Source organism: Streptomyces sp. NPDC050164, assembly GCF_044459945.1.
Taxonomy (GTDB): Bacteria; Actinomycetota; Actinomycetes; order Streptomycetales; family Streptomycetaceae; genus Streptomyces; species Streptomyces coeruleorubidus_A.
In genome coordinates, this window is record NZ_JBITJK010000062.1 from 1 (window position 1) to 25,745 (window position 25,745).

At 70.8% G+C, this 25,745-nt stretch carries 25 protein-coding genes and 1 pseudogene; 20 read left to right on the top strand and 6 right to left on the bottom strand.

Annotated features, from left to right (window positions below; translation table 11 throughout):
* The first annotated feature begins 189 nt into the window (after window positions 1-189).
* The 12 genes and pseudogenes from ACIBNA_RS42760 (at window position 190) to ACIBNA_RS42815 (ending at window position 9,726) form a co-directional block, all read left to right on the top strand.
* Window positions 190-978 carry an IS5 family transposase gene (locus ACIBNA_RS42760; protein WP_399170762.1) on the top strand — a complete coding sequence of 263 codons (789 nt, stop codon included), beginning with the start codon at window positions 190-192 and terminating at the stop codon, window positions 976-978.
* 6 nt (window positions 979-984) lie between these two features.
* Window positions 985-1,164 (top strand): annotated as a pseudogene (locus tag ACIBNA_RS42765) (hypothetical protein); the annotation flags it as partial.
* 275 nt (window positions 1,165-1,439) lie between these two features.
* Window positions 1,440-2,666 (top strand): MFS transporter, encoded by a 1,227-nt coding sequence (locus tag ACIBNA_RS42770; RefSeq protein ID WP_399170763.1) that lies wholly within the window; start codon window positions 1,440-1,442, stop codon window positions 2,664-2,666.
* Entirely contained in the window at window positions 2,663-2,803 is a 141-nt protein-coding gene (locus tag ACIBNA_RS42775; RefSeq protein ID WP_399170764.1) for a hypothetical protein, read from the top strand. The genes ACIBNA_RS42770 and ACIBNA_RS42775 overlap by 4 nt, the downstream gene beginning before the upstream one ends.
* Window positions 2,804-2,831: 28 nt before the next feature.
* Window positions 2,832-3,485, top strand: a complete 654-nt coding sequence (locus ACIBNA_RS42780; RefSeq protein WP_399170765.1) for an HAD family hydrolase — start codon at window positions 2,832-2,834, stop codon at window positions 3,483-3,485.
* Window positions 3,486-3,552: 67 nt separating this feature from the next.
* Window positions 3,553-4,773 carry an MFS transporter gene (locus tag ACIBNA_RS42785; protein ID WP_399170767.1) on the top strand — a complete coding sequence of 407 codons (1,221 nt, stop codon included), beginning with the start codon at window positions 3,553-3,555 and terminating at the stop codon, window positions 4,771-4,773.
* Window positions 4,724-5,896: an acetoin utilization protein AcuC gene (locus ACIBNA_RS42790; RefSeq protein WP_399170769.1), complete on the top strand. Its 1,173-nt coding sequence runs from the start codon at window positions 4,724-4,726 to the stop codon at window positions 5,894-5,896. The genes ACIBNA_RS42785 and ACIBNA_RS42790 overlap by 50 nt, the downstream gene beginning before the upstream one ends.
* An 84-nt stretch (window positions 5,897-5,980) precedes the next feature.
* Window positions 5,981-6,796 carry a phosphatase gene (locus ACIBNA_RS42795; RefSeq protein WP_399170770.1) on the top strand — a complete coding sequence of 272 codons (816 nt, stop codon included), beginning with the start codon at window positions 5,981-5,983 and terminating at the stop codon, window positions 6,794-6,796.
* Between the two features lie 129 nt (window positions 6,797-6,925).
* Complete coding sequence (locus tag ACIBNA_RS42800; RefSeq protein WP_004984898.1) at window positions 6,926-7,138, top strand: helix-turn-helix domain-containing protein; 213 nt, start codon at window positions 6,926-6,928, stop codon at window positions 7,136-7,138.
* 153 nt (window positions 7,139-7,291) lie between these two features.
* The gene (locus ACIBNA_RS42805; RefSeq protein ID WP_003948845.1) at window positions 7,292-7,390 is read left to right on the top strand and encodes a 30S ribosomal protein bS22; all 99 of its coding nucleotides are present in this window, start codon (window positions 7,292-7,294) and stop codon (window positions 7,388-7,390) included.
* 204 nt (window positions 7,391-7,594) lie between these two features.
* The gene (locus ACIBNA_RS42810) at window positions 7,595-8,656 is read left to right on the top strand and encodes an NAD-dependent epimerase/dehydratase family protein (protein WP_399170771.1); all 1,062 of its coding nucleotides are present in this window, start codon (window positions 7,595-7,597) and stop codon (window positions 8,654-8,656) included.
* 14 nt (window positions 8,657-8,670) lie between these two features.
* A complete protein-coding gene (locus ACIBNA_RS42815) occupies window positions 8,671-9,726 on the top strand; it encodes a lysophospholipid acyltransferase family protein (protein ID WP_399170772.1) in 1,056 nt (351 codons plus the stop codon).
* Between the two features lie 85 nt (window positions 9,727-9,811).
* Here ACIBNA_RS42815 and ACIBNA_RS42820 read toward each other — a convergent pair whose 3' ends face one another.
* From ACIBNA_RS42820 to ACIBNA_RS42830, 3 genes are all read right to left on the bottom strand, one after another.
* Complete coding sequence (locus ACIBNA_RS42820; protein WP_399170773.1) at window positions 9,812-11,062, bottom strand: DUF5667 domain-containing protein; 1,251 nt, start codon at window positions 11,060-11,062, stop codon at window positions 9,812-9,814.
* A gap of 236 nt (window positions 11,063-11,298) precedes the next feature.
* Window positions 11,299-12,069: an ECF subfamily RNA polymerase sigma factor, BldN family gene (locus ACIBNA_RS42825; protein WP_086852376.1), complete on the bottom strand. Its 771-nt coding sequence runs from the start codon at window positions 12,067-12,069 to the stop codon at window positions 11,299-11,301.
* Window positions 12,070-12,433: 364 nt separating this feature from the next.
* Complete coding sequence (locus ACIBNA_RS42830) at window positions 12,434-13,351, bottom strand: HAD family hydrolase (protein ID WP_399170774.1); 918 nt, start codon at window positions 13,349-13,351, stop codon at window positions 12,434-12,436.
* A gap of 162 nt (window positions 13,352-13,513) precedes the next feature.
* Here ACIBNA_RS42830 and ACIBNA_RS42835 point away from each other — a divergent pair, with 162 nt between their 5' ends.
* The 5 genes from ACIBNA_RS42835 (at window position 13,514) to ACIBNA_RS42855 (ending at window position 19,313) form a co-directional block, all read left to right on the top strand.
* Window positions 13,514-13,792, top strand: coding sequence for a glutaredoxin family protein (locus ACIBNA_RS42835; protein WP_086603661.1), 279 nt, complete (start codon window positions 13,514-13,516; stop codon window positions 13,790-13,792).
* A 313-nt stretch (window positions 13,793-14,105) separates the two neighbouring features.
* Window positions 14,106-14,870 (top strand): redox-sensing transcriptional repressor Rex, encoded by a 765-nt coding sequence (locus ACIBNA_RS42840; protein ID WP_086603660.1) that lies wholly within the window; start codon window positions 14,106-14,108, stop codon window positions 14,868-14,870.
* On the top strand, window positions 14,867-16,618 hold the full coding sequence (locus ACIBNA_RS42845; RefSeq protein ID WP_399170775.1) for a glutamyl-tRNA reductase: 1,752 nt from the start codon (window positions 14,867-14,869) through the stop codon (window positions 16,616-16,618). The genes ACIBNA_RS42840 and ACIBNA_RS42845 overlap by 4 nt, the downstream gene beginning before the upstream one ends.
* Window positions 16,615-17,610: a hydroxymethylbilane synthase gene (gene hemC, locus ACIBNA_RS42850; protein WP_399170776.1), complete on the top strand. Its 996-nt coding sequence runs from the start codon at window positions 16,615-16,617 to the stop codon at window positions 17,608-17,610. The genes ACIBNA_RS42845 and hemC overlap by 4 nt, the downstream gene beginning before the upstream one ends.
* Window positions 17,607-19,313 (top strand): uroporphyrinogen-III synthase, encoded by a 1,707-nt coding sequence (locus ACIBNA_RS42855; protein WP_399170777.1) that lies wholly within the window; start codon window positions 17,607-17,609, stop codon window positions 19,311-19,313. Before hemC ends, ACIBNA_RS42855 begins: the two co-directional genes overlap by 4 nt.
* Window positions 19,314-19,339: 26 nt before the next feature.
* On the opposite strand, the gene ACIBNA_RS42860 is transcribed toward ACIBNA_RS42855, so the two are convergent.
* Entirely contained in the window at window positions 19,340-20,728 is a 1,389-nt protein-coding gene (locus tag ACIBNA_RS42860; RefSeq protein WP_399170779.1) for an FAD-binding oxidoreductase, read from the bottom strand.
* A gap of 291 nt (window positions 20,729-21,019) precedes the next feature.
* Here ACIBNA_RS42860 and hemB point away from each other — a divergent pair, with 291 nt between their 5' ends.
* On the top strand, window positions 21,020-22,018 hold the full coding sequence (hemB, locus tag ACIBNA_RS42865; protein ID WP_399170780.1) for a porphobilinogen synthase: 999 nt from the start codon (window positions 21,020-21,022) through the stop codon (window positions 22,016-22,018).
* Here the strand turns inward: hemB and ACIBNA_RS42870 are convergent.
* Window positions 22,012-22,710, bottom strand: coding sequence for a DUF4232 domain-containing protein (locus tag ACIBNA_RS42870; RefSeq protein WP_399170781.1), 699 nt, complete (start codon window positions 22,708-22,710; stop codon window positions 22,012-22,014). The two genes, hemB and ACIBNA_RS42870, sit on opposite strands and share 7 nt — an antisense overlap.
* 226 nt (window positions 22,711-22,936) lie before the next feature.
* On the opposite strand from ACIBNA_RS42870, the gene ACIBNA_RS42875 reads away from it, so the two are divergent.
* Complete coding sequence (locus tag ACIBNA_RS42875) at window positions 22,937-24,310, top strand: helix-turn-helix domain-containing protein (RefSeq protein WP_399170782.1); 1,374 nt, start codon at window positions 22,937-22,939, stop codon at window positions 24,308-24,310.
* 1 nt (window position 24,311) lies between these two features.
* Here ACIBNA_RS42875 and ACIBNA_RS42880 read toward each other — a convergent pair whose 3' ends face one another.
* Window positions 24,312-24,668, bottom strand: coding sequence for a hypothetical protein (locus ACIBNA_RS42880; protein WP_399170783.1), 357 nt, complete (start codon window positions 24,666-24,668; stop codon window positions 24,312-24,314).
* A gap of 86 nt (window positions 24,669-24,754) precedes the next feature.
* On the opposite strand from ACIBNA_RS42880, the gene ACIBNA_RS42885 reads away from it, so the two are divergent.
* Window positions 24,755-25,657: an SAM-dependent methyltransferase gene (locus ACIBNA_RS42885; RefSeq protein ID WP_399170785.1), complete on the top strand. Its 903-nt coding sequence runs from the start codon at window positions 24,755-24,757 to the stop codon at window positions 25,655-25,657.
* The last annotated feature ends 88 nt before the right edge of the window (window positions 25,658-25,745 follow it).

Genomic DNA, 25,745 nt, shown 5'->3' on the forward strand with positions numbered 1-25,745 from the left:
TACTGCAGGGGGGACCCTGTGGGAGAGTAGGACGCCGCCGAACAATTATTGGGAAAACCCCCGCATCTTCGGATGCGGGGGTTTTCTGCGTTTAGAGCTCGCAACACGATCTTGTTGAGGTGTGCTGGTCGGGCGTGACCAGGGCGACGATTCCGCCGTTCGTGAGGTGTGGGACATCTGCCGTGGATCATGGATGACGAACCGTGGGCGCTGATCGAGCCGTTGCTGCCGCCCTGGCCGCAGAAGGCTCCCGGCCCGAAGCCGGTGGATGACCGGCTGTGCCTGCAGGGCATCCTGTACGTGCTCTACAACGACATCAGCTGGCAACTGCTGCCGCTGGAACTGGGCTTCGGCTCTGGGCAGACCTGCTGGCGTCGACTCGGGCGGTGGCACGAGGCCGTCGTCTTCGAGAAGCTGCACCGCCTGCTGCTCGCCGAATTGCATGCCGCCGACGCACTCGACTGGACCAGGGCCTGCGTGGATGCCTCCCACATCCGCGCGAAAAAGGGGGCGAGGCCACCGGCCCGTCGCCGGTCGAACCGCGGGAAGACGGGCAGTAAGCACCACCTGATCTGCGACGGGAAGGGCACCCCGTTCAAGGTCATCACCACCGCGGCCAACGTCAACGACGTCACGCAGACCCTGGCCCTGGTCGACGGCATCCCGTCCGTGGCCGGCAAACCCGGACGACCACGCAGGCGCCCCGACGCTCTGCTCGGCGACAAGGGCTACGACAGCAACCCCAACCGGCGTGAGCTGCGCAGGCGCCGGATCCTGCCGGTGATCTCCCGCAAGGGCTCCCCGAACATCAAGGGCCGGGGCAAGCTCCGCTACGTCGTCGAGCAGACCTTCTCGCTCCTGCACCACTTCAAACGGCTGGCCGTCCGCTGGGAACGACGCCTCGACCTGCACGACGCCCTCGTCTCCCTCGCCTGCGGCCTCATCTGCTGGAGACGCCTCAAGAAAGCCCGCCCATGATCCATCGAAGCAGCGCGGCGTGAGCTGAGCGAGCGCAGTGTGGTGGATGTCGAGGGCGCTGAGGCCGCCGAGCGACTGGAGGTGGCAGCGCAGTTGACTGCGCCCGCGCACGCTGACCGAGGCGCGCGGCTCCGCGCGGAGGCCGCAGTGCTGCTTCGCTTCCTCGACGGTCCCGGCACCGCATAGGACACGCGGCATCGCATCGCACCTGAAGCGACGCAGGAGCATCCGGCCGGTCGCGGTGGCTGGATTCTCCGCTTGGTGATGATCCGCCGGCCCTGGCGGGCTCACGGCATGATCCGCAACGTACGCTGGATCCAGCGGTCTGGAGCGACATGTACGCGCCGCCATCACTCGCCCCAATGGTTCAGAGGCGGCGACGGGGTCGTGTGCCCGCCCGACGGGGGATTCCCGGCCAAGAGCGCCCTTGGCCCACCTCCTCCCCTCCTGGAGAGCATGACGTGGCAGGTTCGGACCAGCACACATCGCCGTCCACCCGAGTACCCCGCCCCCTTCCGCCGGCCGCGGCGACGTCTGCTGGAGGGTGGCCGGCGGTCCTGGCCGTCGCCTCCGCCGTCTTCACGGTGACCGCGACCGAGACGATGCCCATCGGCCTGCTGCCCGAGATGGCGGCCGACCTGAGAGTGTCCGAGGGGACGATCGGACTGACCGTCACCTTGTACGGCGTGTTCGCGGGCTTACTCGCCCCGGTTCTCACCGCCGCCACCCGCCGCCTCGACCGCAAGCGGCTCCTGATCGTCATCCTGGCCGTCTTCGTCGCGGGCAACGTCCTCACCGCGACGGCCACGAACTGCACCTGGCTCATGCTCGTCAGACTCCTCGTCGGATTCATCCACGGCGTCCTGTGGGCGATCGTGGCGAGCATTGCCGTACGCCTGGTTCCCGCGAACCTGTCCGTGCGCGCTACGGCCGTGGTGTTCTCGGGCATATCCCTGGCGTCGGTCATCGGGGTCCCCCTGGGCACCATGGTCGGCCAGTGGCTGAACTGGCGGGCCGCCTTCTGGGGGCTGGCCGTGTGCAGTGCCCTCGCCCTGGGGGCCACCGCGGTACTGATGCCGGCGATGCCTCCCCGTGGCGGAGTCTTCCTCTCCGACCTGCCCCGCCTGCTGAGGCGGGGCAACCTGCGCGCGGCGCTGGCGGTGACCGCCGTCGTCGTCATCGCGCACTATGCCGCCTACACCTACGTCACTCCGTTCCTGCTCCGGAATGTCGGGTTGGCGCCGGGCATGATCGGAAGCCTGCTGCTCTGCTTCGGAGTGGCGGGCGTGGCCGGCAACTTCCTGGCGGGCGCCGTCATCGGGCGCATGACCTTGCGCACGGTGGTCATCGGCCTCATCGCCGGCACTGGCGTGTCCCTGGCGCTTCTCCTTGCGGCCGGTACCTGGCAGCCCGGGGCGGTCGCCTTTCTGCTCAGTTGGGGCATCGCCTACTCGGCCCTGCCGGTCGCCCTGCAGACCCTGATCTTCCGCAGCGTGCCCCATGCCCGGGAAGCCGCGACCTCCCTCTACGTCCTGTCCTTCAACGTCTCGATCGCCCTGGGCGCCCTCGCCGGCTCCGTCGCGCTCGACCGCTCAGGCCCGTCCATGGTCATGACGACCGCGGTCGCGCTGTGCGCCGTCGCCCTCCTCCTAGCGACCTTCCTGCGCCGCGAGGAGTGCGGGGCGTGAGGCAGACCTTCTCGCTCCTGCACCACTTCAAACGGCTGGCCGTCCGCTGGGAACGACGCCTCGACCTGCACGACGCCCTCGTCTCCCTCGCCTGCGGCCTCATCTGCTGGAGACGCCTCAAGAAAGCCCGCCCATGATCGTGTTACGAGCTCTTAGGGTCGAGCCATGCGCTATGACCTCGTGATCTTCGACAATGATGGTGTCCTGGTCGACAGTGAGCCCATCTCCAACCGGCTCCTGGCCGCCTATCTGACCGAACTCGGGCTCCCGACGTCCTATGAGGACTCCCTGCGCGACTACATGGGCGCTGCCATGCACCGCGTACACGACCTGGTCGCGGAGCGGACCGGGCGGCGGCTGCCGGTGGACTTCGACGACGTGTTCCATGCCCGGGTCTTCGCGGCCTTCGAGCGGGACTTGAAGCCGGTGGTCGGCGTGGAGGAGCTCCTGCAGAAGCTTGCCGCCGACTCCGTGCCGTACTGCGTGGCCTCGTCCGGGAGTCATGAGCGGATCCGGGTGGGGCACCGGACGACCGGGCTCGATCGGTGGTTCGACCAGGGGCGGATCTTCAGCTCGCAGGACGTGGGGAAGGGGAAGCCGGCTCCCGATCTGTTCCTGTACGCGGCCGAGCGAATGGGGGTCGCGCCGGAGCGGTGTGTCGTCGTCGAGGACAGTCCGCTGGGGGTGCAGGCGGCAGTTGCGGCAGGGATGGACGTGTACGGGTTCACCGCGATGACGCCGGCGGAGAGGCTGGCCGGGGCCGGGCGGCTCTTCTCCGACATGGGGGAGCTGACAGACCTGCTCATGTGTGGGACGTAGAAGCTGAACCGAATTCATCTTTGGCGGGATCTACCCACCGGTAAGCCGGGGCCCTACGCTCGCCGCCATGACTGATGTGCTGCGGCGCGGCAGGGGCTCGTTGGCGTTCAGCTTCTTGGTGCAGGGGGTCGCCTTCGCTCTGCTCGTGACGCGGATTCCGGCCATCCAGGACCGGTACGGGGTCTCCGACGCGCTGCTGCCCGCCTTCCTGGCCGCTGTGCCGATCCTGGCCGGGGTCGGGAGCGTGAGCACCGAGCGGCTGGTGAGGCGGGTGCCGCCGAGCCGGCTGTTGCGGTGGTCCCAGCCCGTGGTGCTGTTGGCGCTGCTCGGGGTCGGGGCCGGGGAGCGGATGGTGGAACTGGGCGTCGCGCTCGCGGTGTTCGGGCTGGCCGTCGGGGTGCTGGACGCGTCGATGAACATGCTCGGGGTGAGCCTTCAGCGGTCGTACGGGCGCAGCATCATGCTCAGTTTCCACGCGGCCTACAGCCTGGGCGGGATCGTAGGGGCCTCGCTGGCGTGGGTGGGGGCGCACTGGGATCTGGCGTTGTGGGTGTCGTATCTGCCGGTCGTGGCGGTGCTGCTGCCGACTGTGCTGGTGGGGAGCCGGTGGTACGTCGACGACCGGGACGCGGCACCCGTGGCGGAGGGGAAGGCTGCCGGGGAGGGCCAGGCCGTCGCCTTCAAGTGGCTGCTGCCTCTGTGTCTGGTGATGACCGTCGCCTATATCGGGGACTCCACGGTCTCCAACTGGAGCGCGAAGTACCTGAAGGATGTGCTCGGGTCTTCGGAGCAGATGGCGACCGTGCCGTACAACGTGTACATGGTCACCACGCTGCTGGGGCGGACGATCGGGGACCTGGGGGTGCGGCGGTTCGGGGCCGTGGCCGTCGTGCGGGGTGGGGCGCTGGTGGCGGCGGGTGGGTTCGCCGTGGTGGCGGGGGCTCCCGGGGCGTGGGTGGGGATGCTGGGGTTCACGCTGCTGGGGCTGGGGTTGTGTGTGCTGGTGCCGCAGACGTTCGCGGCGGCCGGCCGGCTGTTCCCGGGGGCTTCGGATACGGCCGTCGCGCGACTGAATGTCTTCAACTATGTGGGGTTTTTGATCGGTTCGCCGTTGGTCGGTGTGCTCGGGGACCTGTGGAGCTACCGCGGGGCGATGGTCGTGCCGATGGTGTTGGTGCTGGTGACGTTGGTGTACGCCCGGTCGTTCGCGGCTCAACCGGACCGATACGGTGGCGGGCATGAGCGGCCGCGCACAGCTGATGTGGGACGAGGCAGTAACGGGCTATGACTTTGGTCCCGGGCATCCGATGGACCCGGTCCGGCTCGCCCTGACCCGGGGACTGGTCGATGCCTTCGGGCTGGACCGTGAGGTGGAGGTGGTCGCCGCGAAGGCGGCCGGGGAGTCGACGCTGCGGCTCGTCCACCGGCAGGACTACATCGCGGCGGTGAAGGCCGCGTCGGTGGATCCCGGGGCGGCGGACCAGTCGTACGGGCTGGGGACGATGGACGATCCGGCCTTCGCCGGGATGCACGAGGTGTCGGCGCTGATCGCCGGGCAGTCGGTGGGGGCCGCGGAGGCCGTGTGGCGGGGGGAGGCGCTGCACGCGGTGAACTTCGCGGGCGGGCTGCACCACGCGATGCCGGGCGGGGCGTCCGGGTTCTGCATCTACAACGACGCGTCGCTGGCGATCGCCCGGCTGCTGGAGCTCGGGGCCGAGCGGGTGGCGTACATCGACGTCGACGTGCATCACGGGGACGGGGTGCAGGCGGCGTTCTGGGAGGACCCGCGGGTGCTGACGATCTCGTTGCACGAGCATCCCCGGACGCTGTTCCCGCAGACCGGGTGGCCGGAGGAGACCGGGGCGGACTCCGCGGAGGGCTCGGCGGTGAACGTGGCGCTGCCGGCCGGGACGGGGGACGCCGGGTGGCTGCGGGCGTTCCACGCGGTCGTGCCGGAGCTGATCGCCGACTTCCGGCCGCAGGTGATGGTGACGCAGCACGGGGCCGACACGCACTTCGAGGATCCGCTGGCGCATCTGGCGGTGTCGCTGGACGCGCAGCGGGCGGTGCAGGTGGCCTGTCACGATCTGGCACACGAGTACGCCGACGGGCGGTGGGTGGCGCTGGGCGGGGGCGGCTACGCCGTGGTGGACGTCGTGCCGCGGTCGTGGACGCATCTGGTCGCGATCGCGGCGGGCCGGGCCGTGGCGCCCGAGGCGATGATTCCCGAGGGCTGGCGGCAGGAAGCGTTCGCCCGGACGCGGCAGTTGGCCCCGGCGCGGATGACGGACGGGCGATGGCCCGTGGCCTTCCCCGGCTGGGATGAGGGCTACGACCCCGCGGACCGGCTGGACCAGGCGGTGCTGGCGGCTCGGCGGGCGGTGTTCCCGCTGCGGGGGCTGCTGGCCTGACCGGGTCGGCCCTCTCGTAGGCCGACCGTGGGGTGTTCCCCGGTTCTGGGGACACCTGGGGCCTGTGTCGCGCACGATCTCCTCGTGCTGACCCCCGAAGCCCTTCGTGCGCACCTGGTGGGCGCACGCCTCGCCGGGACCGTGGCCACGTCTCGTGAGGAGAGCCTGCGGAGTTACCGGCTGTTCGCCGCCCGGGATCCCCGGGTGCTCCTCGGGCTGGATCCCGAAGGGGCCTGGAGCCAGCGGGACGTGATCGAGCTGATGGCGGACCGGTGCGGCGTTTCGGCCGATTGCCGTCGGGTTTCCGGCCAGGACGTGATCGATCCGGGGCGCACCCTGGCCGCGCTGGACGCCTTCGCGGAGCGCCTCGCCGAGGCCGCCCGGCGGAGCGCACCCGTGCTCCTCGGCACCGGGCACCCCCACCGGCTGCTCGGTTTCTACGCCGCTTTGGCAGACGCGCTGTCGGCGGCGGGGTGTGAGATCCTCACCCCCGCGCAGGGTCGTTGTGTCGACATAACGACCCGGTTCGGCCTACGTACGTACAACCTCGACTACGTACGAGGAGTCGCGCTGGTGCGGGGAGCCGGGGTGGAACGCCCCGGTTGTGAGCCCGGCGCACATACGCACTCACCTCTCCCGGTTCGTACCGTGTTGGCCGCTGCCGCGGAGGTCGGCGGGCCCCTTCCCGACCTGGTGATCGGGGACCATGGGTGGGTCTGCGGGGCAGGTCAGCTGGGGTTCGAGGCCATCGGGCCGGCCGATACGGACGACCCCGCCCCGTTCGTCGGTGAGGCGGAGGGGTCCGTCTCCGTCGTCGTTCCACTTGATGACGGAGTGCGGTCTGATTACTACCTGCCGCTTACCCGCTACGTGCTCAATCGGGCGTGTCTGTCACAGTAGGCCGCCGATGGGTGCACCTCTTCCCCACTCGCATCACCCGCACCTACATTGGGGAGTGAGCACGCAGCGACGAAGAGTCACCGGAAGGGGAAGCCGGTGGCCGTCGAGTGCGGAAGGTTCAGGTGTGTCATGGCTGCAGCTGGCGAGAGGCCTCTGAACGAGGTTCAGTTCCTTACCGTGGCGGAAGTCGCCTCGGTGATGCGAGTGTCGAAGATGACCGTGTACCGGTTGGTGCACAGCGGTCATCTGCCCGCGATCCGTGTGGGGCGGTCCTTCCGCGTCCCGGAGCAAGCGGTTCACGAGTACCTCCGCGAGAGTTACGTGGGGGTGGAAACCGCCTGACGGCTGGGGCGGGGTGATCCCTCACAGGGCACTCGGGATCACCCTGGCCCCCTCGATTACGACCTCAGCGCTCGGGCGGGTAGGCTGGCCCCTCGTAGGTCGTGTGGGCCCCGGCGCCCAGCACCGAGTGATGAGAAGTGAGCGAGGGTAGTCGTGGGCTCTGTTATCAAGAAGCGGCGCAAGCGGATGGCCAAGAAGAAGCACCGCAAGCTGCTCAAGCGCACGCGCGTTCAGCGTCGCAACAAGAAGTAAGTTCGCGACGCGGACGCCGCGAGAGCGTTGCTGTGGCCCCCCACCCACCGGTGGGGGGCCACACGTGTTCCGGCTCGTACGTCCGGCTGCTTGTCGTCACTTCGCGCATCGTGCGGTCATCACAGCGCAACGCCGACCCGCTAAGTTGGCCCCACGGGGGAACGCGGCGGGGGCAAGAGGTTTTCTGGAAGAAAGGCGCTGATCTTGGGCAAGGTCGTGCTCGTGACCGGTGTGGCCCGCCAGCTGGGGGGCCGGTTCGTACGGCGGATCCAGCGTGACCCCGACGTGGACCGGGTCGTCGCCGTGGACGCGGTGCCGCCCGAGCACCATCTGGGCGGCGCGGACTTCGTCCAGGCCGACATCCGGCAGCCCACCATCGCGCGGGTGCTCGCCGAGACGGGCGCCGACACGATCGTCCACCTGGACGTGACGGGCACGCCGCTGGGCAGCGGCAACCGGGCCTCCCTGAAGGAGACCAACGTCATCGGCACGATGCAGCTGCTCGGTGCCTGCCAGAAGTCCCCGAACGTGCGGCGGCTGATCGTGAAGTCCAGCACGAACGTCTACGGGTCCGCGCCGCGCGACCCGGCCGTCTTCACCGAGACGACCCCGCCCAAGTCGCTGCCCAGCGGCGGCTTCGCCAAGGACACGGTGGAGGTCGAGGGCTATGTCCGCGGCTTCGCGCGGCGCAGGCCCGACGTGGCCGTCTGCGTGCTGCGGTTCGCCAACATCCTCGGCCCGACCGCGGACACACCGCTCGTCTCGTACTTCTCGCTGCCGGTGCTGCCGACCGTGTTCGGCTACGACCCGCGGCTTCAGTTCGTGCACGAGGACGACGTGATCGAGGTGCTGCGGATCGCCTCGCACGAGCCCACGCGGGGCACGCTCAACAGCGGCACCTTCAACATCGCCGGCGACGGTGTGCTGCTGCTCTCGCAGTGCTCCAGGCGCCTCGGACGCCCCACCGTGCCCCTGCTGCTCCCGGCCGTCACCTGGGCGGGCTCGCTGGTGCGTACGCTGGGCATGTCGGACTTCTCGCCCGAGCAGATCCGGCTGCTCACCCACGGCCGGGTCGTGGCCACGGGCCAGATGCGCGAGACGCTGGGATTCCAGCCCAAGTACACGACCGCGGAGACGTTCGCGGACTTCGCACGCAGCCAAGGACCCGGACTTCTTCCGCCGGAGGCCCTTGCGGGGGCCGTCGACCGGATCGCCGCGCTGCCCCTCGCGGGCGGCGGCCACCCCCCGACGCAGAGCGCCAACTGAGGAGCGCATCAACGATGGCGGATGCCAAGGTCATTCCGTTCGACGACGACCGGTCCCGCGGGGGCGCCGTGCAGCGTCCGCAGCGGCGCCGGAGCGCGGGGAGCCGGCGCCCGGGCACGGACTCGGGGCCGGTCCGTGAGGTGCAGCCCCTGCCCACCAGGGCTGTTCCGCAGGATGATGTTCCTGTGACTTCTGAGGAACAACCGCCGGAGGGGCTCCAGGGCGGCGACGGCGGCCTGGAGCGGCGTATCGCGGGCGGCCTGGCCTTCCTGCGCCGCCGCCTCACCGGGGACTACGAGGTCGACGACTTCGGCTACGACGAGGAACTCACCGACCAGGTCCTGATGTCCCTGCTGCGCCCGCTGTACGAGAAGTACTTCCGGGTCGAGGTGAAGGGCATCGAGAACATCCCGTCCGAGGGCGGCGCCCTGATCGTCGCCAACCACTCCGGGACGCTGCCGATGGACGGCCTGATGATGCAGGTCGCCGTGCACGACAACCACCCGGCGGGCCGGCATCTGCGGCTGCTCGCCGCGGACCTGGTGTTCATGCTGCCGGTGGTCAACGAGCTGGCCCGCAAGCTCGGTCACACCCTGGCCTGCGCTGAGGACGCGTCCCGGCTGCTGGAGCAGGGCGAGGTGGTCGGGGTGATGCCGGAGGGCTTCAAGGGCCTCGGCAAGCCCTTCGCGGACCGTTACAAGCTCCAGCGCTTCGGTCGTGGTGGTTTCGTCTCGACCGCCCTGCGCGCCGGGACGCCGATCGTGCCCTGCTCGATCGTCGGGGCCGAGGAGATCTACCCGATGATCGGCAACGCGAAGACGGTGGCCCGTCTGCTGGGCTTCCCGTATTTCCCGATCACGCCCACGTTCCCGTGGCTCGGGCCGCTCGGGGCGGTGCCACTGCCGACCAAGTGGACGATCCAGTTCGGCGAGCCGATCCCGACGGACGGCTATCCGCCGGAGGCCGCCGAGGACCCGATGCTGATGTTCAACCTGACCGACCAGGTCAGGGAGCAGATCCAGCACACGTTGTACAAGCTGCTGGTGCAGCGCCGGTCGGTCTTCTTCTGAGGCAGTGCGTTACGACTGAGGCCGTTCCTGCCTACGACGATGGGGGCGCCCCTTCCCAGGGGCGCCCCCACTGCCGTACCGCCGGCTAGTCGGCGTCCTCGCTGTTGATGCCCAGCCCGGGCAGCAGATCGGGCAGGAGCGGCGAGAGCGTCACGTGCGGCTCGGGGACGGCCGTGTCGCCCTCCGCCGACGGCGAGGTGCTCGCGTCGCTGTCCTGCGGCGGGTCGAGCAGGCCGCCGGTGTTGCCGCCGAGCAGGCCGTCGCTGTCGCTGCCGGAGCCGGCCGAGCGGCTGGGACTGCCGGAGCCGGCGTTGCCCTCGTCGTCGGAGTGGCCGCGGCCGCTGTCGCTGGGCCGGGCCGACCGGTCGGTGGCGGAGGAGCCGGTGGAGGCCGACTCGGAGGCGCCCTGCCGGTTGCCGTCGCCGTCACTCCTGGCGGGGGGCTCGGGCAGCAGGGACCGCAGCGGGGCGACATCCTCCTCTATGGCGTCGAACACCGACGACACCTGGTCGCTGACGTCCCCGAGCTGGACGGGGAGCCTCTCGCGCAGTTCGCCCCAGGCCTCGCGGTGGGAGTGGGAGAACGAGGACAGGGCCTGGATGGGGTCCAGGGAGTCCGGGTCGCGCTCGTATGCCTCGCTCAGCAGCCGGTGGCCTTCCGACGCTTCGTGCCGCATGCCGGACAGGGCGCGGCGGATCTCGCCCAGGGACTCGTGGTCCAGGGGGCCGCTGCGGCCTCGCTCCATCAGGCGGCGGGCTTCGCTGAGCCGGGTGGAGGCGTGGTCGAGATGGACCCGGCCCCGCTCGTCGACTCCGTCGGCGAGGCCGAGTTTGACGTCCTCGATGCCGCGCTTGAGGCCGTAGAGCGAGTCGCCGGGCAGGGCGTCGGAGCTGGCGGCGGCGACTCCGCCGAAGGCGCTCGCGGCCACGCCCACGCTGAGCCCGCCCGCGGTGAGACCCTTGGCGAGGCGGGAACGGGGCCGGAACTTCTTCAGTGGGCTCGCGCGGTGGGCGCCACGGGCCCTGGGGGAGCGCTGCTCGGGGACTGCGCCGTCCGTCGCCCCGCCGCCCGCGGTGCCCTCCTGGAGCATGGCCTCGAAGGCGGCCACCAGCTGGGCCCGCTGGACGACCTTGACCTCCGGGTCGAGCTCCGGCTTGGGCAGCGCGTCGAGACCGGAGGCGAGCGCCAGCAGGCGTGCCTGTTCGGTCCGCTCCACAGCGGCCGGGGCCGGTGCCGATCCTTCGGACTGCTCGGCCGCCGTGCCCTGCTCGGACTGCTCCTGAAGGGCCTGGGCGAAGGCGTTCGCCCGCCGGTGCGCCGATACGTTCGCGATCACTGGCGGCACCTCCTCTCGTCATGACGGTCGACTCCCCAGGGGGTCCTGAGGGTCGCACACCCTGACCACGACCACACGATCGAGTGATCGGAGTCGGTCAGGGGGTGACCACAGGGAGCCTGCACCCCGCACAACGAGCGGCGCGGCACTTGGGTTACGGACGCCGGATGATCGGATGCGGAAGCCAACGGACTCTCACGGAACGTGAGTTGACCGTCGCCGAGCGTACGGTCCGGTCAGCGGGCGTCTTCCGGGAGGAGCCGGGCGAGGGTGCGGACGGCCCGGTACTGGAGGGTCTTGATCGCGCCCTCGTTCTTGCCCATCACGCGGGCGGTCTCGGCGACGGAGAGGCCCTGGAGGAAGCGGAGTGTCACGCACTCCTGCTGCTGGGGGTTGAGTCGCCGCACGGCGTCGAGCAGGGCGGCGTTGGAGAGGGACTCCAGGACGGAGTCCTCGGGGGAGCGCTCGACCTCGTTGGCGTCGAGCATCTCGCCGGTGGTGACCTCGAGGCGGAAGCGGCTGGACTTGAAGTGGTCGGCTACGAGGTTGCGGGCGATGGTGACGAGCCAGGCGCCGAAGTCCCGGCCCTGCCAGGTGAACGTGCCGATGCGGCGCAGGGCGCGCAAAAAGGTCTCGCTGGTGAGGTCTTCGGCGGTCGCCTTTCCTCCGACCCGGTAGTAGATGTACCGGTAGACGGTGTCGCTGTATTGGTCGTAGAGGCGGCCGAAGGCATCGGACTCGCCGGCCTGGGCGCGCTCCACGAGGTCCATCATGCGGGCGCTGTCGCTGTCCGCCGCCGGCCGTCGGGCGGTGGCCGCGCCGGACGGGCGCCCTCGTCTGCCGACCGCGGCGCTGCCGTCGGCCAGTGCATAGCACGGGCCTACGGGCGCGGCGGTGGCGAATGCGGGGCCGGCGTACGCGGTGGGGACGAAGCCGCGCAACAGGTCGAGGACCGTTGCGCGCAGCGTAGCCAGGCCCGAGGCGTCAACCCCGACGTGTGGGTACACGGGACTCCCAGAGGCAGAGCTTCCATCACGTGCAGTGCGGGACCTTTCACCCGTCGTAGCGACGGAGGGGTACCGGTTTGCGTCTGAGGAGAATAACGCTTCGTGTAGGCCTTGCTACACCGAGTTGCTCAAATCATCGATTCCGTCGCTTCCGTAACCCATTGACGCCGCATCAAGTGTCAGAGCGTGAACGGTTGTTGATCGAAAAGGTTCGGATTGCGGCTGGGTTCAGGGCGTGTTGTGGCCGTGTGCAGCCAAGAGGACTGGATACGAGGTTGTGGGGGTACGCCAGTTGGATTTACGGGGGTTGTCATCCCGTAAACGAAGGTGTCCCGGATTGATCGGTCGTCGGCTTGACCGGTCGTCAGCGACGGCGGCGGTGCAGGGCGATCGCCGCCGCCGTGCCGCCGGCCACCGCGCCCACGCCGGCCGCGGCCGGGATGCCGACCTTGGCGGCCTTGCGGCCGGTGCGGTAGTCGCGCAGGCGCCAGTCCAGCTCGCGGGCGTGCTTGCGCAGCTTGGAGTCCGGGTTGATGGCGTAGGGGTGGCCGACCAGGGACAGCATCGGGATGTCGTTGTGCGAGTCGCTGTAGGCGGCGCAGCGGCTGAGGTCCAGGCCCTCGGCCGCGGCCAGCGCGCGGACCGCCTCGGCCTTCGCGGGGCCGTGCAGCGGTTCGCCGACGAGCTTGCCCGTGTAGACGCCGTCGACCGACTCGGCGACCGTGCCCAGGGCGCCGGTCAGGCCCAGACGGCGGGCGATGACCTGGGCGATCTCGACGGGGGCCGCCGTGACGAGCCAGACCCTCTGGCCCGCGTCCAGGTGGGCCTGGGCCAGGGCGCGGGTGCCGGGCCAGATGCGCTCGGCCATGTACTCGTCGTAGATCTCCTCGCCGATCGACTGGAGCTCGGCGACGCGGTGGCCCTTGACGATCGACAGGGCCGAGTCGCGGGCCTCCTGCATGTGTTCGGGGTCCTCGACCCCGGCCAGCCGGAACCACGCCTGCTGCCAGGCGAACTTCGCGAGGTCGCGCGTCTCGAAGAACTTCCGCTTGTGCAGGCCCCGACCGAAGTGGAAGAGGGCGGCGCCCTGCATGACGGTGTTGTCCAAGTCGAAGAAGGCGGCGGCCTGGTCGTCGCCGTGGACCGGGAACTGCGGTTCCTCGGTCGTGCCGGCGGCCTCCTGTGAGGACTTGCGGGCAGCCTCCGCCGAGGCCTCGCCTGCCAAAACGCTCCGCGCCGTGGCGGAGCGCCTACGGGGAGTGAGCCATCCGAGAGCGGCCATGGCGTGAGCATAGCCAGTTTGTTCGGGGGTTCCGGAGTCGAGAGGTTTGGAGCCTGTGAACTCTCGGCGAGCGTGTCGTTAAGGATGTCGCTCGGGACGGACGTGGTCGGCGCGTCCGCTGGCGCTTTCGTGAGGGTTCCCCTTGTTCACCGGCGCGCGACAATGGCCGACATGAGTCCCCTCTTTCGTCGCAGGCCCCCTCGGGACCGGCTCGTCACCCTGATCCGCAAGCCCGGCTGTCATCTGTGTGATGACGCACAGGTCGTTGTGGAGAAGGTGTGCGGTGATCTCGGAGTCCCCTGGGAGCAGAAGGACATCACCGAGGATCGGGAACTGCACGACCAGTACTGGGAACAGATCCCGGTCGTACTGGTGGACGGCAGGCAGCACACGTTCTGGCGCGTGAACGAGGACCGTCTGCGCAAGGCGCTGACCGACTGATCCCGGCCGGTCCCGCAACTGACCGACCAGTCCAAAGAGGCCGGAACGTCACTTAGGATCGACGGTGGCTGGTCTCGGGGGCGGGATACACAGAGGAGAGTGTGCGGTTTTGCCCCCAGAAGTGAAGGAACAGTGGTGCGTACGTGCCGGTTCCCCGCGAGTGCGCCGGGGGCGCGTGACCCCGGTCACGTTGGCCGGGCAAATCGGACACCATCTTTGTGCACGCGTTCACAAAGACATAGCCTGCTTTCGACGGGGCGGTCATGTAGGGACGTATGACCGCCTACAGCCCCGCTCTACCCGCAGGAGCACCGTGGCAACTGGCCGAACTCACCGACCGGCGACCCGCAGCCGAGGGATTCCCGAGGCCACCGTCGCCCGGCTTCCGCTGTACCTCCGCGCTCTGACCGCGCTGTCGGAACGCTCGGTGCCCACGGTCTCCTCCGAGGAGCTCGCGGCCGCGGCGGGGGTCAATTCCGCGAAGCTGCGCAAGGACTTCTCCTACCTCGGCTCCTACGGGACCCGGGGCGTCGGCTACGACGTCGAGTATCTCGTCTACCAGATCTCCCGCGAACTGGGCCTCACCCAGGACTGGCCGGTCGTGATCGTCGGTATCGGCAACCTCGGCGCCGCCCTGGCCAATTACGGCGGGTTCGCCTCCCGCGGCTTCCGGGTCGCCGCGCTGATCGACGCCGACCCGGCCATGGCGGGCAAGCCCGTCGCCGGGATTCCCGTGCAGCACTCCGACGACCTGGAGAAGATCATCCAGGACAACGGCGTGTCGATCGGGGTCATCGCCACCCCCGCCGGTGCCGCCCAGCAGGTCTGCGACCGGCTCGTGGCCGCCGGTGTCACCTCCATCCTGAACTTCGCGCCGACCGTGCTGTCCGTCCCGGACGGCGTCGACGTGCGCAAGGTCGACCTCTCCATCGAGTTGCAGATCCTCGCCTTCCACGAGCAGCGCAAGGCCGGCGAGGAGGCCGCCGCCTCCGACGGCGGTGTCCCGGCCGCCGCCGCGCGCAGCGACTCCGCCGACCAGGGGCCCGACGGGGACATGCCCGCCGTGATGCCGGCATGAGCCTCCTCGTCGTCGGACTCAGCCACCGCAGCGCCCCGGTCAGCGTGCTGGAGCGGGCCTCGCTCACCGCGGACGCGCAGGTCAAGCTGCTCCAGGACACGGTCGCCGCCGAACCGGCCGCCGAGGCCGCGCTGCTCGCCACCTGCAACCGCATCGAGCTCTACGCCGACGTGGACAAGTTCCACGCCGGTGTCGCCGAACTGTCCACGCTGCTCGCCCAACACAGCGGGGTCGGCCTGGAGGAACTCACTCCCTATCTCTACGTGCACTACGAGGACCGGGCCGTCCACCACCTGTTCTCGGTGGCCTGCGGGCTGGACTCGATGGTCGTCGGCGAGGGGCAGATCCTCGGCCAGATCAAGGACTCCCTGGCCCGCGCGCAGGAGCTGAACTCCGCGGGCCGGCTGCTGAACGACCTGTTCCAGCAGGCCCTGAGGGTCGGCAAGCGCGCCCACTCCGAGACCGGCATCGACCGCGCCGGCCAGTCCCTGGTCACCTTCGGCCTGGAGCAACTGGCCGAGGGCGGCGACGTGGAGACCTGGGCCCGGGGCAAGAAGGCCCTGGTCATCGGCGCCGGGTCGATGTCCTCCCTGGCCGCGGCGACGCTCGCGCGGGCCGGGGTCGCCGAGGTCGTCGTCGCCAACCGCACCTTCGACCGTGCCGAGCGCCTCGCGCAGATCCTCACCGAGGGCGACGACACGGACGTGCTGGCCCGCGCGGTCCCGATGGAGTCGGTGCCGGTCGAGCTGACACGTGCCGATGTCGCCGTCTCCTGCACCGGCGCGACGGGCCTGGTCCTGACGGCCGAGTCGGTCGCCGCCGCGGTGGAGGGCCGTACGGCCGCGCCGTCGGTCGCCGACGGCGACGGACCGCCCGCACCGGACGGCGAGCCGGGCCGGACGGCGGCCACGGAGCGGGGCAGCCTGCCGGCCACCGGCCTCGGCGGCGAGGACGGCTGCCCGCTGGACCTGCCCGCGGTGCAGGGCACCGCCGGATTCTCCGTGCTCGGCGAGGCTGCAGTGGCCGGTATGGCCGCCGCCGACCTGGAGCAGCACGCGGCGTGGGTGGACAACGGCACGGTGGGCGGCGCCCAGCGCGCGGCCAGGCCGGGGACGGCCGGTCCGCTCGACCCCACGCCGGACGCCGACGCCATCGCCGCGCTCGCCGCGACCGTGGCCACCGTCGGGCGGATCCCCGAGCGGCGCAGGCCCGAGCCGGTCGACGAGCCGCCGCGGCCCGAGCCGGTGCTCTTCCTGCTCGACCTGGCGATGCCGCGCGACATAGACGCGGCCGCGCACCGGCTGGGCGGGGTGCGGCTGGTGGACATCGAATCGCTGGCGGAGGCCTCCGCGGGCGCTCCGATGGCTGCCGATGTGGACCAGGTCCGGCGTATCGTCTCCGACGAGGTCGCGGCCTTCGGGGCGGCGCTGCGGGCCGCGCACATCACGCCGACCGTGGTCGCCCTGCGCACCATGGCCGCCGATGTCGTGGCCAGCGAGATCGCCCGCCTGGACGGGCGGCTGCCCGGCCTCGACGACAAGCATCGCGCGGAGATCACCCAGACCGTGCGGCGCGTGGTGGACAAGCTGCTGCACGCGCCGACCGTACGGGTCAAGCAACTCGCGGCCGAGCCCGGCGGCGCCGGGTACGCGGACGCGCTGCGGACCCTGTTCGACCTCGACCCGGAAGCGGTTGCCGCCGTCTCCCGGGCCGAGGACAGCACAGAGAAAGACCGAGGGCCGGCATGAATGACAAGGCACTACGGCTCGGTACCCGGCGGAGCAGGCTCGCCATGGCCCAGTCCGGGCAGGTGGCCGAGGCCGTGAGCCGGGTGACCGGACGGCCCGTCGAGCTCGTCGAGATCACCACGTACGGCGACGTCTCGCGAGAGGCGCTCGCCCAGATCGGCGGCACGGGTGTGTTCGTGACCGCCCTGCGCGACGCGCTGCTCAAGGGCGAGGTCGACTTCGCGGTGCACTCGCTGAAGGACCTGCCGACCACGCAGCCCGACGAGCTGGTGGTCGCCGCCGTACCCGCGCGGGAGGACCCGCGGGACGTGATCGTCGCCCGGGACGCGCTGAAGTTCACCGACCTGCCGAGCGGGGCCCGCATCGGCACCGGTTCGCCGCGCCGCATGGCCCAGCTCAACGCGTACGCGCGCAGCCACGGCCTGGACATAGCGACGGTCCCGATCCGCGGCAACGTCGACACCCGGATCGGATACGTACGGTCCGGCGAACTCGACGCCGTCGTGCTGGCCGCCGCCGGACTGAACCGGATCGGCCGGGGTGACGAAGTGACCGACTTCCTGTCGGTCGACACGGTTTTGCCCGCCCCCGGCCAGGGGGCACTGGCGATCGAGTGTGCCGCGGGCAACGCGGACCTCCTCGCCGCGCTCGCCGAACTCGACGACCCGTTCACGCGGCTCGCCGTGACGGCCGAGCGATCACTGCTCGCCGCCCTGGAGGCCGGTTGCAGCGCCCCTGTGGGCGCGCTCGCCGACCTTCCCCCACTCTCGGCTCCGCTCGAGCGGGGGGACCCCCAGGCCGACCGGCAGATTGTCAAGGAAATGCGCCTGCGCGGCGTCGTCGGCACCACCGACGGCACGCGCATGGTGCAGCTGTCCACCACCGGTCCCGTGCCCGAGACGCACGACGGGGCAATGGCGCTCGGTCGCGAACTCGCGGCCGAGATGCTCGCCCAGGGCGCGGCCGGTCTGATGGGGGAGCGAGCACATTGAGCCCCACCACCCTTTCCGCCGGTCCTGAACACGGGCACGTCACCTTCCTGGGTGCCGGACCCGGAGATCCGGGACTGCTGACTCTGCGCGCCGTCGAGGCGCTGGCGAACGCGGACGTCCTCGTCGCCGAGCACGAAGTGCTCGACGTCGTACGTCAGCACGCCAGGCAGGGCGTCTCCGAAGTGCACACGGACTCGGATCCTTCCCAGGATCCGACGCCGGGCACAGGAGCGCCCCAGCTGACGGTAGTTGACGGCACGTCAACCGCCGTCGCCGCCCCCGCGGTGCGGGATGCCGCACATCTTGTCATGGAGGCCGCACGGGGCGGCAGGCGGGTCGTGCGTGCGGTGTCCGGCGACCCCGGACTCGACACGTACGCCGCCGAGGAGATGCTGGCGTGCGCCGCCGCCGGGGTGCCCTTCGAGGTCGTCCCCGGCATCGCGAGCGCCGTCGGTGTGCCCGCGTACGCCGGTGTGCCGCTGCGGGACGCGCAGGGCGCGGACGTACGGTTCGTCGACGCGCGCACGGCGTCGGACCGGTGCTGGACGGAGGTCGGGGCGTCGGACGGCACGGTCGTCGTGTCCACCACCCTGGACTCCGTCGCCGCGGCGGCCGGCGAGCTCGTCTCCGCGGGCCGCAAGCCGGACACCCCGCTGACGGTCACCGTCGCCGGTACGACCACCCGGCAGCGCACCTGGACCGCCACCCTCGGCACGATCGCGCAGACGCTGAAGCAGGCCAAGGTGCTGCCCTCGCCCGACGGCGGCCGGCCGGTGATAGCCGTGGTCGGTGAGCGTTCCGCCGCCGCCCAGCGCGACCAGCTCGCGTGGTTCGAGTCCAAGCCGCTGTTCGGCTGGAAGGTGCTCGTGCCGCGCACCAAGGAGCAGGCGGCGTCGCTCTCCGACCAGCTGCGGTCGTACGGGGCCGTGCCGCACGAGGTGCCGACCATCGCCGTCGAGCCGCCGCGCACGCCCCAGCAGATGGAGCGGGCGGTCAAGGGGCTCGTGACCGGCCGCTACGAGTGGATCGCCTTCACCTCGGTGAACGCGGTCAAGGCCGTGCGGGAGAAGTTCGAGGAGTACGGGCTCGACGCGCGTGCCTTCGCCGGCATCAAGGTCGCGGCCGTCGGCGAGCAGACGGCCAAGGCGCTGATCGCCTTCGGCGTGAAGCCGGACCTGGTGCCGAGCGGGGAGCAGTCCGCGGCGGGGTTGCTGGAGGACTGGCCCCCTTACGACCCGGTCTTCGACCCGATCGACCGGGTGTTCCTGCCGCGTGCCGACATCGCCACGGAGACGCTGGTCGCCGGGCTGATCGAGCTGGGCTGGGAGGTCGACGACGTCACGGCCTACCGGACCGTGCGGGCCTCGCCGCCGCCGGCGGAGACGCGGGAGGCGATCAAGGGCGGCGGGTTCGACGCCGTGCTGTTCACGTCGTCGTCGACCGTGCGGAACCTGGTCGGTATCGCCGGGAAGCCGCACAACGTCACCGTGATCGCCTGTATCGGCCCTGCTACGGCGAAGACCGCCGAGGAGCACGGGCTCCGGGTGGACGTCATGGCTCCGGAGCCGTCGGTGCACAAGCTGGCGGAGGCGCTGGCCGACTTCGGCGCGAAGCGGAGAGCTGCCGCTCTCGAGGCCGGGGATCCGGTGACGCGGCCGAGCGAGAGGCGGCCGGGGGCTCGGCGGCGGCGGTCGACGACCTGAGGGTTGGCCGAGGAAGTTGGCTGCGGCTACGCGGGGGTCACCGCGTGGCCGTAGCGCAGCAGGTTGTCCGGGTCGTAGGTGGCCTTGTCGTGGCGTAGGCGTTCGTAGACCTCCGGAGTCCAGGCGCGGGCGCGGTCCCGGTCGTCGCCCGGGGTGCCGTGGATGTTGACCATGGTGCGGCCCGTGCCGTAGGGGGCCATGGCCGTGTAGAGCTGCTGCGTCGCCTGTTCGATGGCCTCGGCGGCGGGTGGCGCGGCCAGGATGCCGACGGAGTCGATGAAGTACTGGGCGTCGCGGGCGCAGACGGCGTCCTCGACGAGGGACGGGCGGGACATCGCGCCGCCCATGTGGCGTATCTCGACCATCAGCAGCGGGTGGTCGACGCCCGCCGCGGGACCGACCTGGTCCAGCAACGCGCGGATGGCGTCCGGGGGCAGGTCGCGCAGGAGCAGGCAGGATTCCCTTCCGGGGAGCGGGTCCTGCGGTTCCAAGTGGATGCGGTCCAGGGCCGCGTGGTCCATCACCTCGACCGTGTCGAAGGCCACGGGAGCGGCTGCGCGCAGCGGTGCGATCAGTGCCTCGCCCTCGGCCGGGAGGCCGGGCCAGGCGATCACCACGCGGGCCCAGAAGCCGCCGCGCAGCGGCTCCGGGATCTGGGGGATGGGCGGCAGGCGCAGGATCGTGAACGCGCTGCACATCTCGTCCGGGACGGTGTGGGTCCAGTCCGCCCAGGTCTGGAGCAGGGCCTCGGTGTGTTCGCCCGGACAGTAGATGCCGCCGCCGTAGAGGCGGGGGAGCGGCAGCAGTTCGGTGACGAGTGAGGTGACGACGCCGACGTTGCCCTTGCCGCCGCGCAGGGCCCAGAACAGTTCCGGTTCGTGCTGGGGGTCCGATTCGCGCAGGTGGCCGTCCGGGGTGACGACCTGGAAGGAGCGGACCAGGTCGGCGGCGTAGCCGTAGGCACGGCCGAGGACGGGGAGTCCGCCGCCGAGGGTGTAGCCGATGACGCCCGCGTCCGTGGAGGTGCCGCACAGGCCGGCGAGGCCGTGGGGGGCGGCTGCGGCCATGACGTGGCTCCACTTCGCGCCCGCGGCGATGGTCGCTGTGCGGGTGATGGGGTCCACCTGGACGTCGGTCATGCGGGACGTGTTGATCAGGAGGCCCTGTTCGATGGGGAAGTTGGCGCCGTGGCCGGTGGCCTGGACGGCGACGGGGGTGTTGGTGGCTTTCGCCCAGCGCAGGGCGGTGACGATGTCATCCGGGCCGGTTGCTCCGATGACCACGTCGGGGGTGTGGAGGGCGGCCAGGTTGAAGCCGGTGACCTCGTCGGCGTAGGCGGGATCGCCGGGGCGCAGGACCGGGCCGTGGATTTCCGAGAGGGCGAAGAGGTCGGGCGTGTCGTGGCGGGCGGTCATCGCGTCCTCCGTGGGTGGCGTACGGAGGGACGGCGGCGGCGGGGGGCAGGCCGTCGGGGTCCTTGTCCTTGTTGTTGTTTTCAGGATGGACCTGGTGAGTGGCGGGCGCACCGTGGGGCTGTGGGGTGCTTGGTGCCCGGCGTGGGGGCTGGGGCCGGGTGGGTGCGCAGCTCGGCGCGACGAGGTGCCGCTGCGCCCACCCGTGCCGCCCCTAGCGGCACGCATGCCCGCAGCTGAGTTCCGACAGTGCGTCGGCATCGGGCGGTTTTGGGCGGGCGTAGCGTAGACGGCATGACGACGTACGGATCTTTTCCCGGTACGCGGCCGCGGCGGTTGCGGAGCAATCCCGTCATGCGTCGGATGGTCGCCGAGACCCGGTTGCACCCTGCCGATCTCATTCTTCCGGCCTTCGTGCGCGAGGGCGTCAGCGAGCCGGTGCCGATCGCGGCCATGCCGGGGGTCGTGCAGCACACCCGGGACAGTTTGAAGAAGGCCGCCGCGGAGGCCGTCGCGGCGGGGATCTCCGGGATCATGCTGTTCGGCGTGCCGGAGGAGTCGAAGAAGGACGCCCTCGGGACGCCGGGGACCGACCCGGACGGGATTCTCCAGGTCGCCATCCGGGACGTGCGGGCCGAAGTCGGTGACGACCTGCTCGTCATGTCCGATCTGTGTCTCGACGAGACCACCGATCACGGGCACTGCGGGGTGCTGGACGCCCAGGGGCGGGTCGACAACGACGCGACCCTGGAGCGGTACGCCGAGATGGCCCAGGTGCAGGCCGATGCCGGGGCCCATGTGGTCGGCCCCAGCGGGATGATGGACGGGCAGATCGGCGTCGTCCGTGACGCCCTCGACCAGATCGGGCGGGAGGACGTCGCCATCCTCGCCTACACCGTCAAGTACGCCTCCGCCTTCTACGGGCCGTTCCGGGAGGCCGTCGGCTCGTCCCTGCAGGGGGACCGGAAGACCTACCAGCAGGATCCCGCGAACGTGCGTGAGTCCATGCGGGAACTCGCCCTCGATCTGGAGGAGGGCGCCGACATGGTCATGGTCAAGCCCGCGGGGCCCTACCTGGACATCCTCGCCCGGGTCGCGGACGCCGTGGACGTGCCCGTCGCCGCCTACCAGATCTCCGGCGAGTACTCGATGATCGAGGCCGCCGCCGAGAAGGGCTGGATCGACCGGGACCGCGCGATCATGGAGGCCTTGACCGGTATCCGGCGGGCGGGCGCCCGGAGCATCCTCACCTACTGGGCCACCGAGGTGGCCCAGCAGCTCAAGGATCAGTAGGACAGGGCCTGCTCCATGTCCCGCAGCCAGTACGTGACGGTCAGCGAGCTGTCGTAGTACACGCCCTCGGCGGGCAGCCGCGGGATCGCCGAGGGGCCGCCGCTGCTGTGCGGCGTGCGGCCCTGGAAGCCGACGGTGAGCTTGCGGCCGGTGGTGCCGCCGGTGCCGCTGCCGTCGGCCGCCGACAGCACTACGCCCGCGTAGCCGGACTCTCCGGGTGCCAGGGTCGTCACGGCCTGCGGCTTGGATTCCGCGATCGGCTGCGGGGCCCACTGCATCTCGTCGAAGCGCAGCACCGGGTAGTAGGTGAGGTCGCACGTCTTCGAGCCGGTGTTCTTCACCGTGATCAGCATGTGGTTGAGGGGGCGGGGGACCCGCTTGGCCGTGACGGTGGTGTTGGCGCCGTTGCAGGAGACACGGGCGGCGGGGGCGGCGGCCGTCCCGGGCTTCGTGCCCTTCGCGCTCGTGCCCTTGGCGTTTGTGTCCTTCGTCTGCGTGTCCTTCGCGTTCGTGGCCGTGTCGGCAGCCGTGTCGCTCGCCGTGTCGGCGGCCGCGGTGGTGGGCGTGGTGCTCGTCGTCGCCGTCAGCTGCGGCTTGGCTGCACCCTCGTCCTGTGTGCCCGTGCCGTCCTGGCACGCCGTGAGAGCGAGGGCGGCCAGGAGGGCGACGGGGAGAGCGTGGTACTTGCGCATGGGTGGTTCCCTTTCGGACAAACGTTGTTGGCGAGAAGGCCTGAGCGAGCCGCTCTACCGGTCGGCCGGGAGCGGCGTGCTTGGATGACCAGAGCTTGTGCGGTGATCCGTCCCAGCCGCCACAGCCGGCGGACGATCAGGGACGCTGGAACGCCCGCACATGCGTTGACCAGGGGAAACGACCCTCCCCTGGAACGGGGGAACGGGACATGGGGGTGGAGGAACGGTGTCGGAAGACACGGCCGCGGCAGACTTCGCCGCGTTGCTGGGGGAGTTGAAGGAGCGGTCCGGGCTGAGCTACGGGGTGCTCGCCAAGCGGCTCCACATGAGTACGTCGACGCTGCACCGGTACTGCAACGGGGATGCCGTACCCACCGACTACGCGCCTGTGGAGAGGCTCGCCCGGTTGTGCAAGGCGTCGTCCGAGGAGCTTGTCGAGCTGCATCGGCGGTGGGTGCTGGCGGATGCGGGCCGTGGGCGTAAGGGGGCCGCCGCCGCTCCGGCCGCCGGGGCGGTGACCGCGGAGACGGTGACCGCCGAGGCGGTGTCCGAGGAGGCGGTGTCCGAGGTGGAGGCTCCCTCGGAAGCAGGTCTTCCGGAGCAGGCGGGCGAGGTTGTTTCAGGGGGGCCGGTGGACCGCCGCCCGCGCCGGCCCCGCCCCGCCCTACTCGCCGCTGCCGCCGTGGCCGTGGTCCTGGGTGTCGTCGGGATCGCCGTGGCCGTTCCCTCCGGCGGGGCGGACGAGGACGGGCGTCGTGGTTCGGCGGCGGTCTCCGACGGCAACCGGCAGCAGCCTGAGGGCGGAACGGCGGCATCAGCGTCGCCCTCGGGCAGTTCCTCGCCCGGCAGCGGCAAGAAGAAGGGCGGCGGGAAGGACGCCGCCTCCGCGACGCCCAGCTCATCCGCCTCTGCCACCGGCGTCGGCACCGGAACCGGCACCGGCGCAGGCGCCGACCGCCCCGGACGGGACCCCGCCGCCTCCTCGCGCCCAGCCCCCCTCACCGTGAACACCGAGCCGCACGCCTGGGAGAGCCCCTGTTCCCAGCGCTACCTGGTGAACCGGCCGCCGGGGCGGGTGGGGCCGCCGCCGCTGGAGCAGGACGCGCCCGCCTGGGTGGGGGCGATGGGTGCCGTGCCGTCGGGGCAGCAGTATCTGAAGCTGACCGTGCAGGGCACCGGCAAGGAGACGGTGGTCGTCGACGGGCTGACGGTCCGTATGGCAGGCAAGCGTGCGCCGCTCGCCTGGAACGACTACGCCATGGGCTATCCGGGCGTCGGCTGCGGCGGCGGCGTCCAGACCCGTTCCTTCACGGTCGCCCTCGATGCCGCGCGTCCCGCCGTCGTCCCGGAGGCGGGGCACGACGACTTCCCGTTCTCGGTGAGCGAGTCCGACCCGGAGGTCTACTACATCCGGGCCGACGCCTCCGCGTACGACGTCAGCTGGTACCTGGAGCTGAGCTGGTCCAGCGGCGGCCGGAGCGGCACGTTGACGGTGGACGACCGGGGCCGGCCCTTCCGGACGAGCGGGAACAACGGGCGTCCGGCGTACGAGTTCCCGCTGGGCGGCGACAAGTGGGTCGAGGCCGGGAGCACCGACTGAGTCAGTGGAACTCGTGAACCAGCTCGATCCTGCCGACGATGTGGGCGTTGAACTCGTCGGGTTCCTCGGCCGGTACCCACAGTTCGAGGATCGTCTCCCCGCCCGCCTGCTGGACCGGGTACCGGCGCAGGAAGCCGGAGTCGACCTCGAACCGGGTGACGAAGCCAGCGCCGTCGTGCTTGACGTTCCAGTCGCGCGCGATTCTGACGGCGTAGTCCTCGTTGAGGACCGGGTAGAAGATCGGCTGCTCCGGGAGCCGGGGTGGCCAGGCCCGCCAGTCGAGCTCCCGTACCAGGTCCAGCTCCTTGGGACCGGTGGGGCGCCACAGCGTCGTCGTCGGCGGGTGGTCGGGCTGCATGGGCACCATCAAATCCCCTGAACCGTTAGGTTGTTGACCGCCGAAGTGGTTGCTGATTGAACCACCTACTCTTCAGGGAGACGTCCATGACCGGTGACGCCCTCAGTCAGAATCCCGCCGAGCTGCAGAGGAGGATCGACAGCAGCAAGGCGCACCCGGCCCGGGTCTACGACGTCTTCCTCGGCGGCAAGGACCACTACCCGGCCGACCGGGACGCGGCCGCCGCCGCGCTCGCCGCCAACCCGCGCGGGTACCTCGACGTACGGCACAACCGCGACTTCCTGCGCCGCGCGGTGACCACGCTGGTCGAGCAGGACGGCATCCGGCAGTTCCTCGACATCGGCACGGGACTGCCGACCGCCGAGAACGTGCACCAGATCGCGCAGCGCATCGCGCCCGACTCGCGGGTCGTGTACGTCGACAACGACCCGGTCGTGCTCGCGCACGCGCGGGCCTTGCTGACGAGCGGACCCGAGGGGCGTACGGACTACATCGACGCCGATCTGCGGGATCCGGCCCGCATCCTGGAACAGGCCGCCAAGACCCTGGACTTCGACCAGCCGGTCGCCCTCTGCCTGGTCGCCATCCTGCACTTCGTCGCGGACGAGGAGGCGTATCCGCTGGTGGGCGAGCTGCTCGACGCGCTGCCCGTCGGCAGCCGGCTGGTGCTCAGTCACCTCACCGAGGACCTCAACCCCGAGAACATCCGGGCGGTCCAGCGGACGTACACCGAGCGGGGGTTCACCTTCGTTCTGCGGTCCCGGGCGGAGGTGGAGCGGTTCTTCACGGAGAACTCCCTGGAGATCGCCGACCCGGGGGTCGTGCCCGCGCACCGCTGGCGGCCCGACGACGCCGCTCCCGTCCCCGAGCAGCCGGAGGAGTCGTACCTCGCCGGTCTCGACGACATCGAGAAGGTCCGCTACCGCGACATCAACGACGTCACGGACGCGGACATCAACGTGTATGCGGGGTTGGCCGCCAAGGGCTGAGCCGTGCCGTGTCCGGATCGCGGAAATGTGTTTGTAGGCGGCAAGTACTTCTCTAGGCTGCGGCGCACCAGCCGTCACCGCAGTCGAA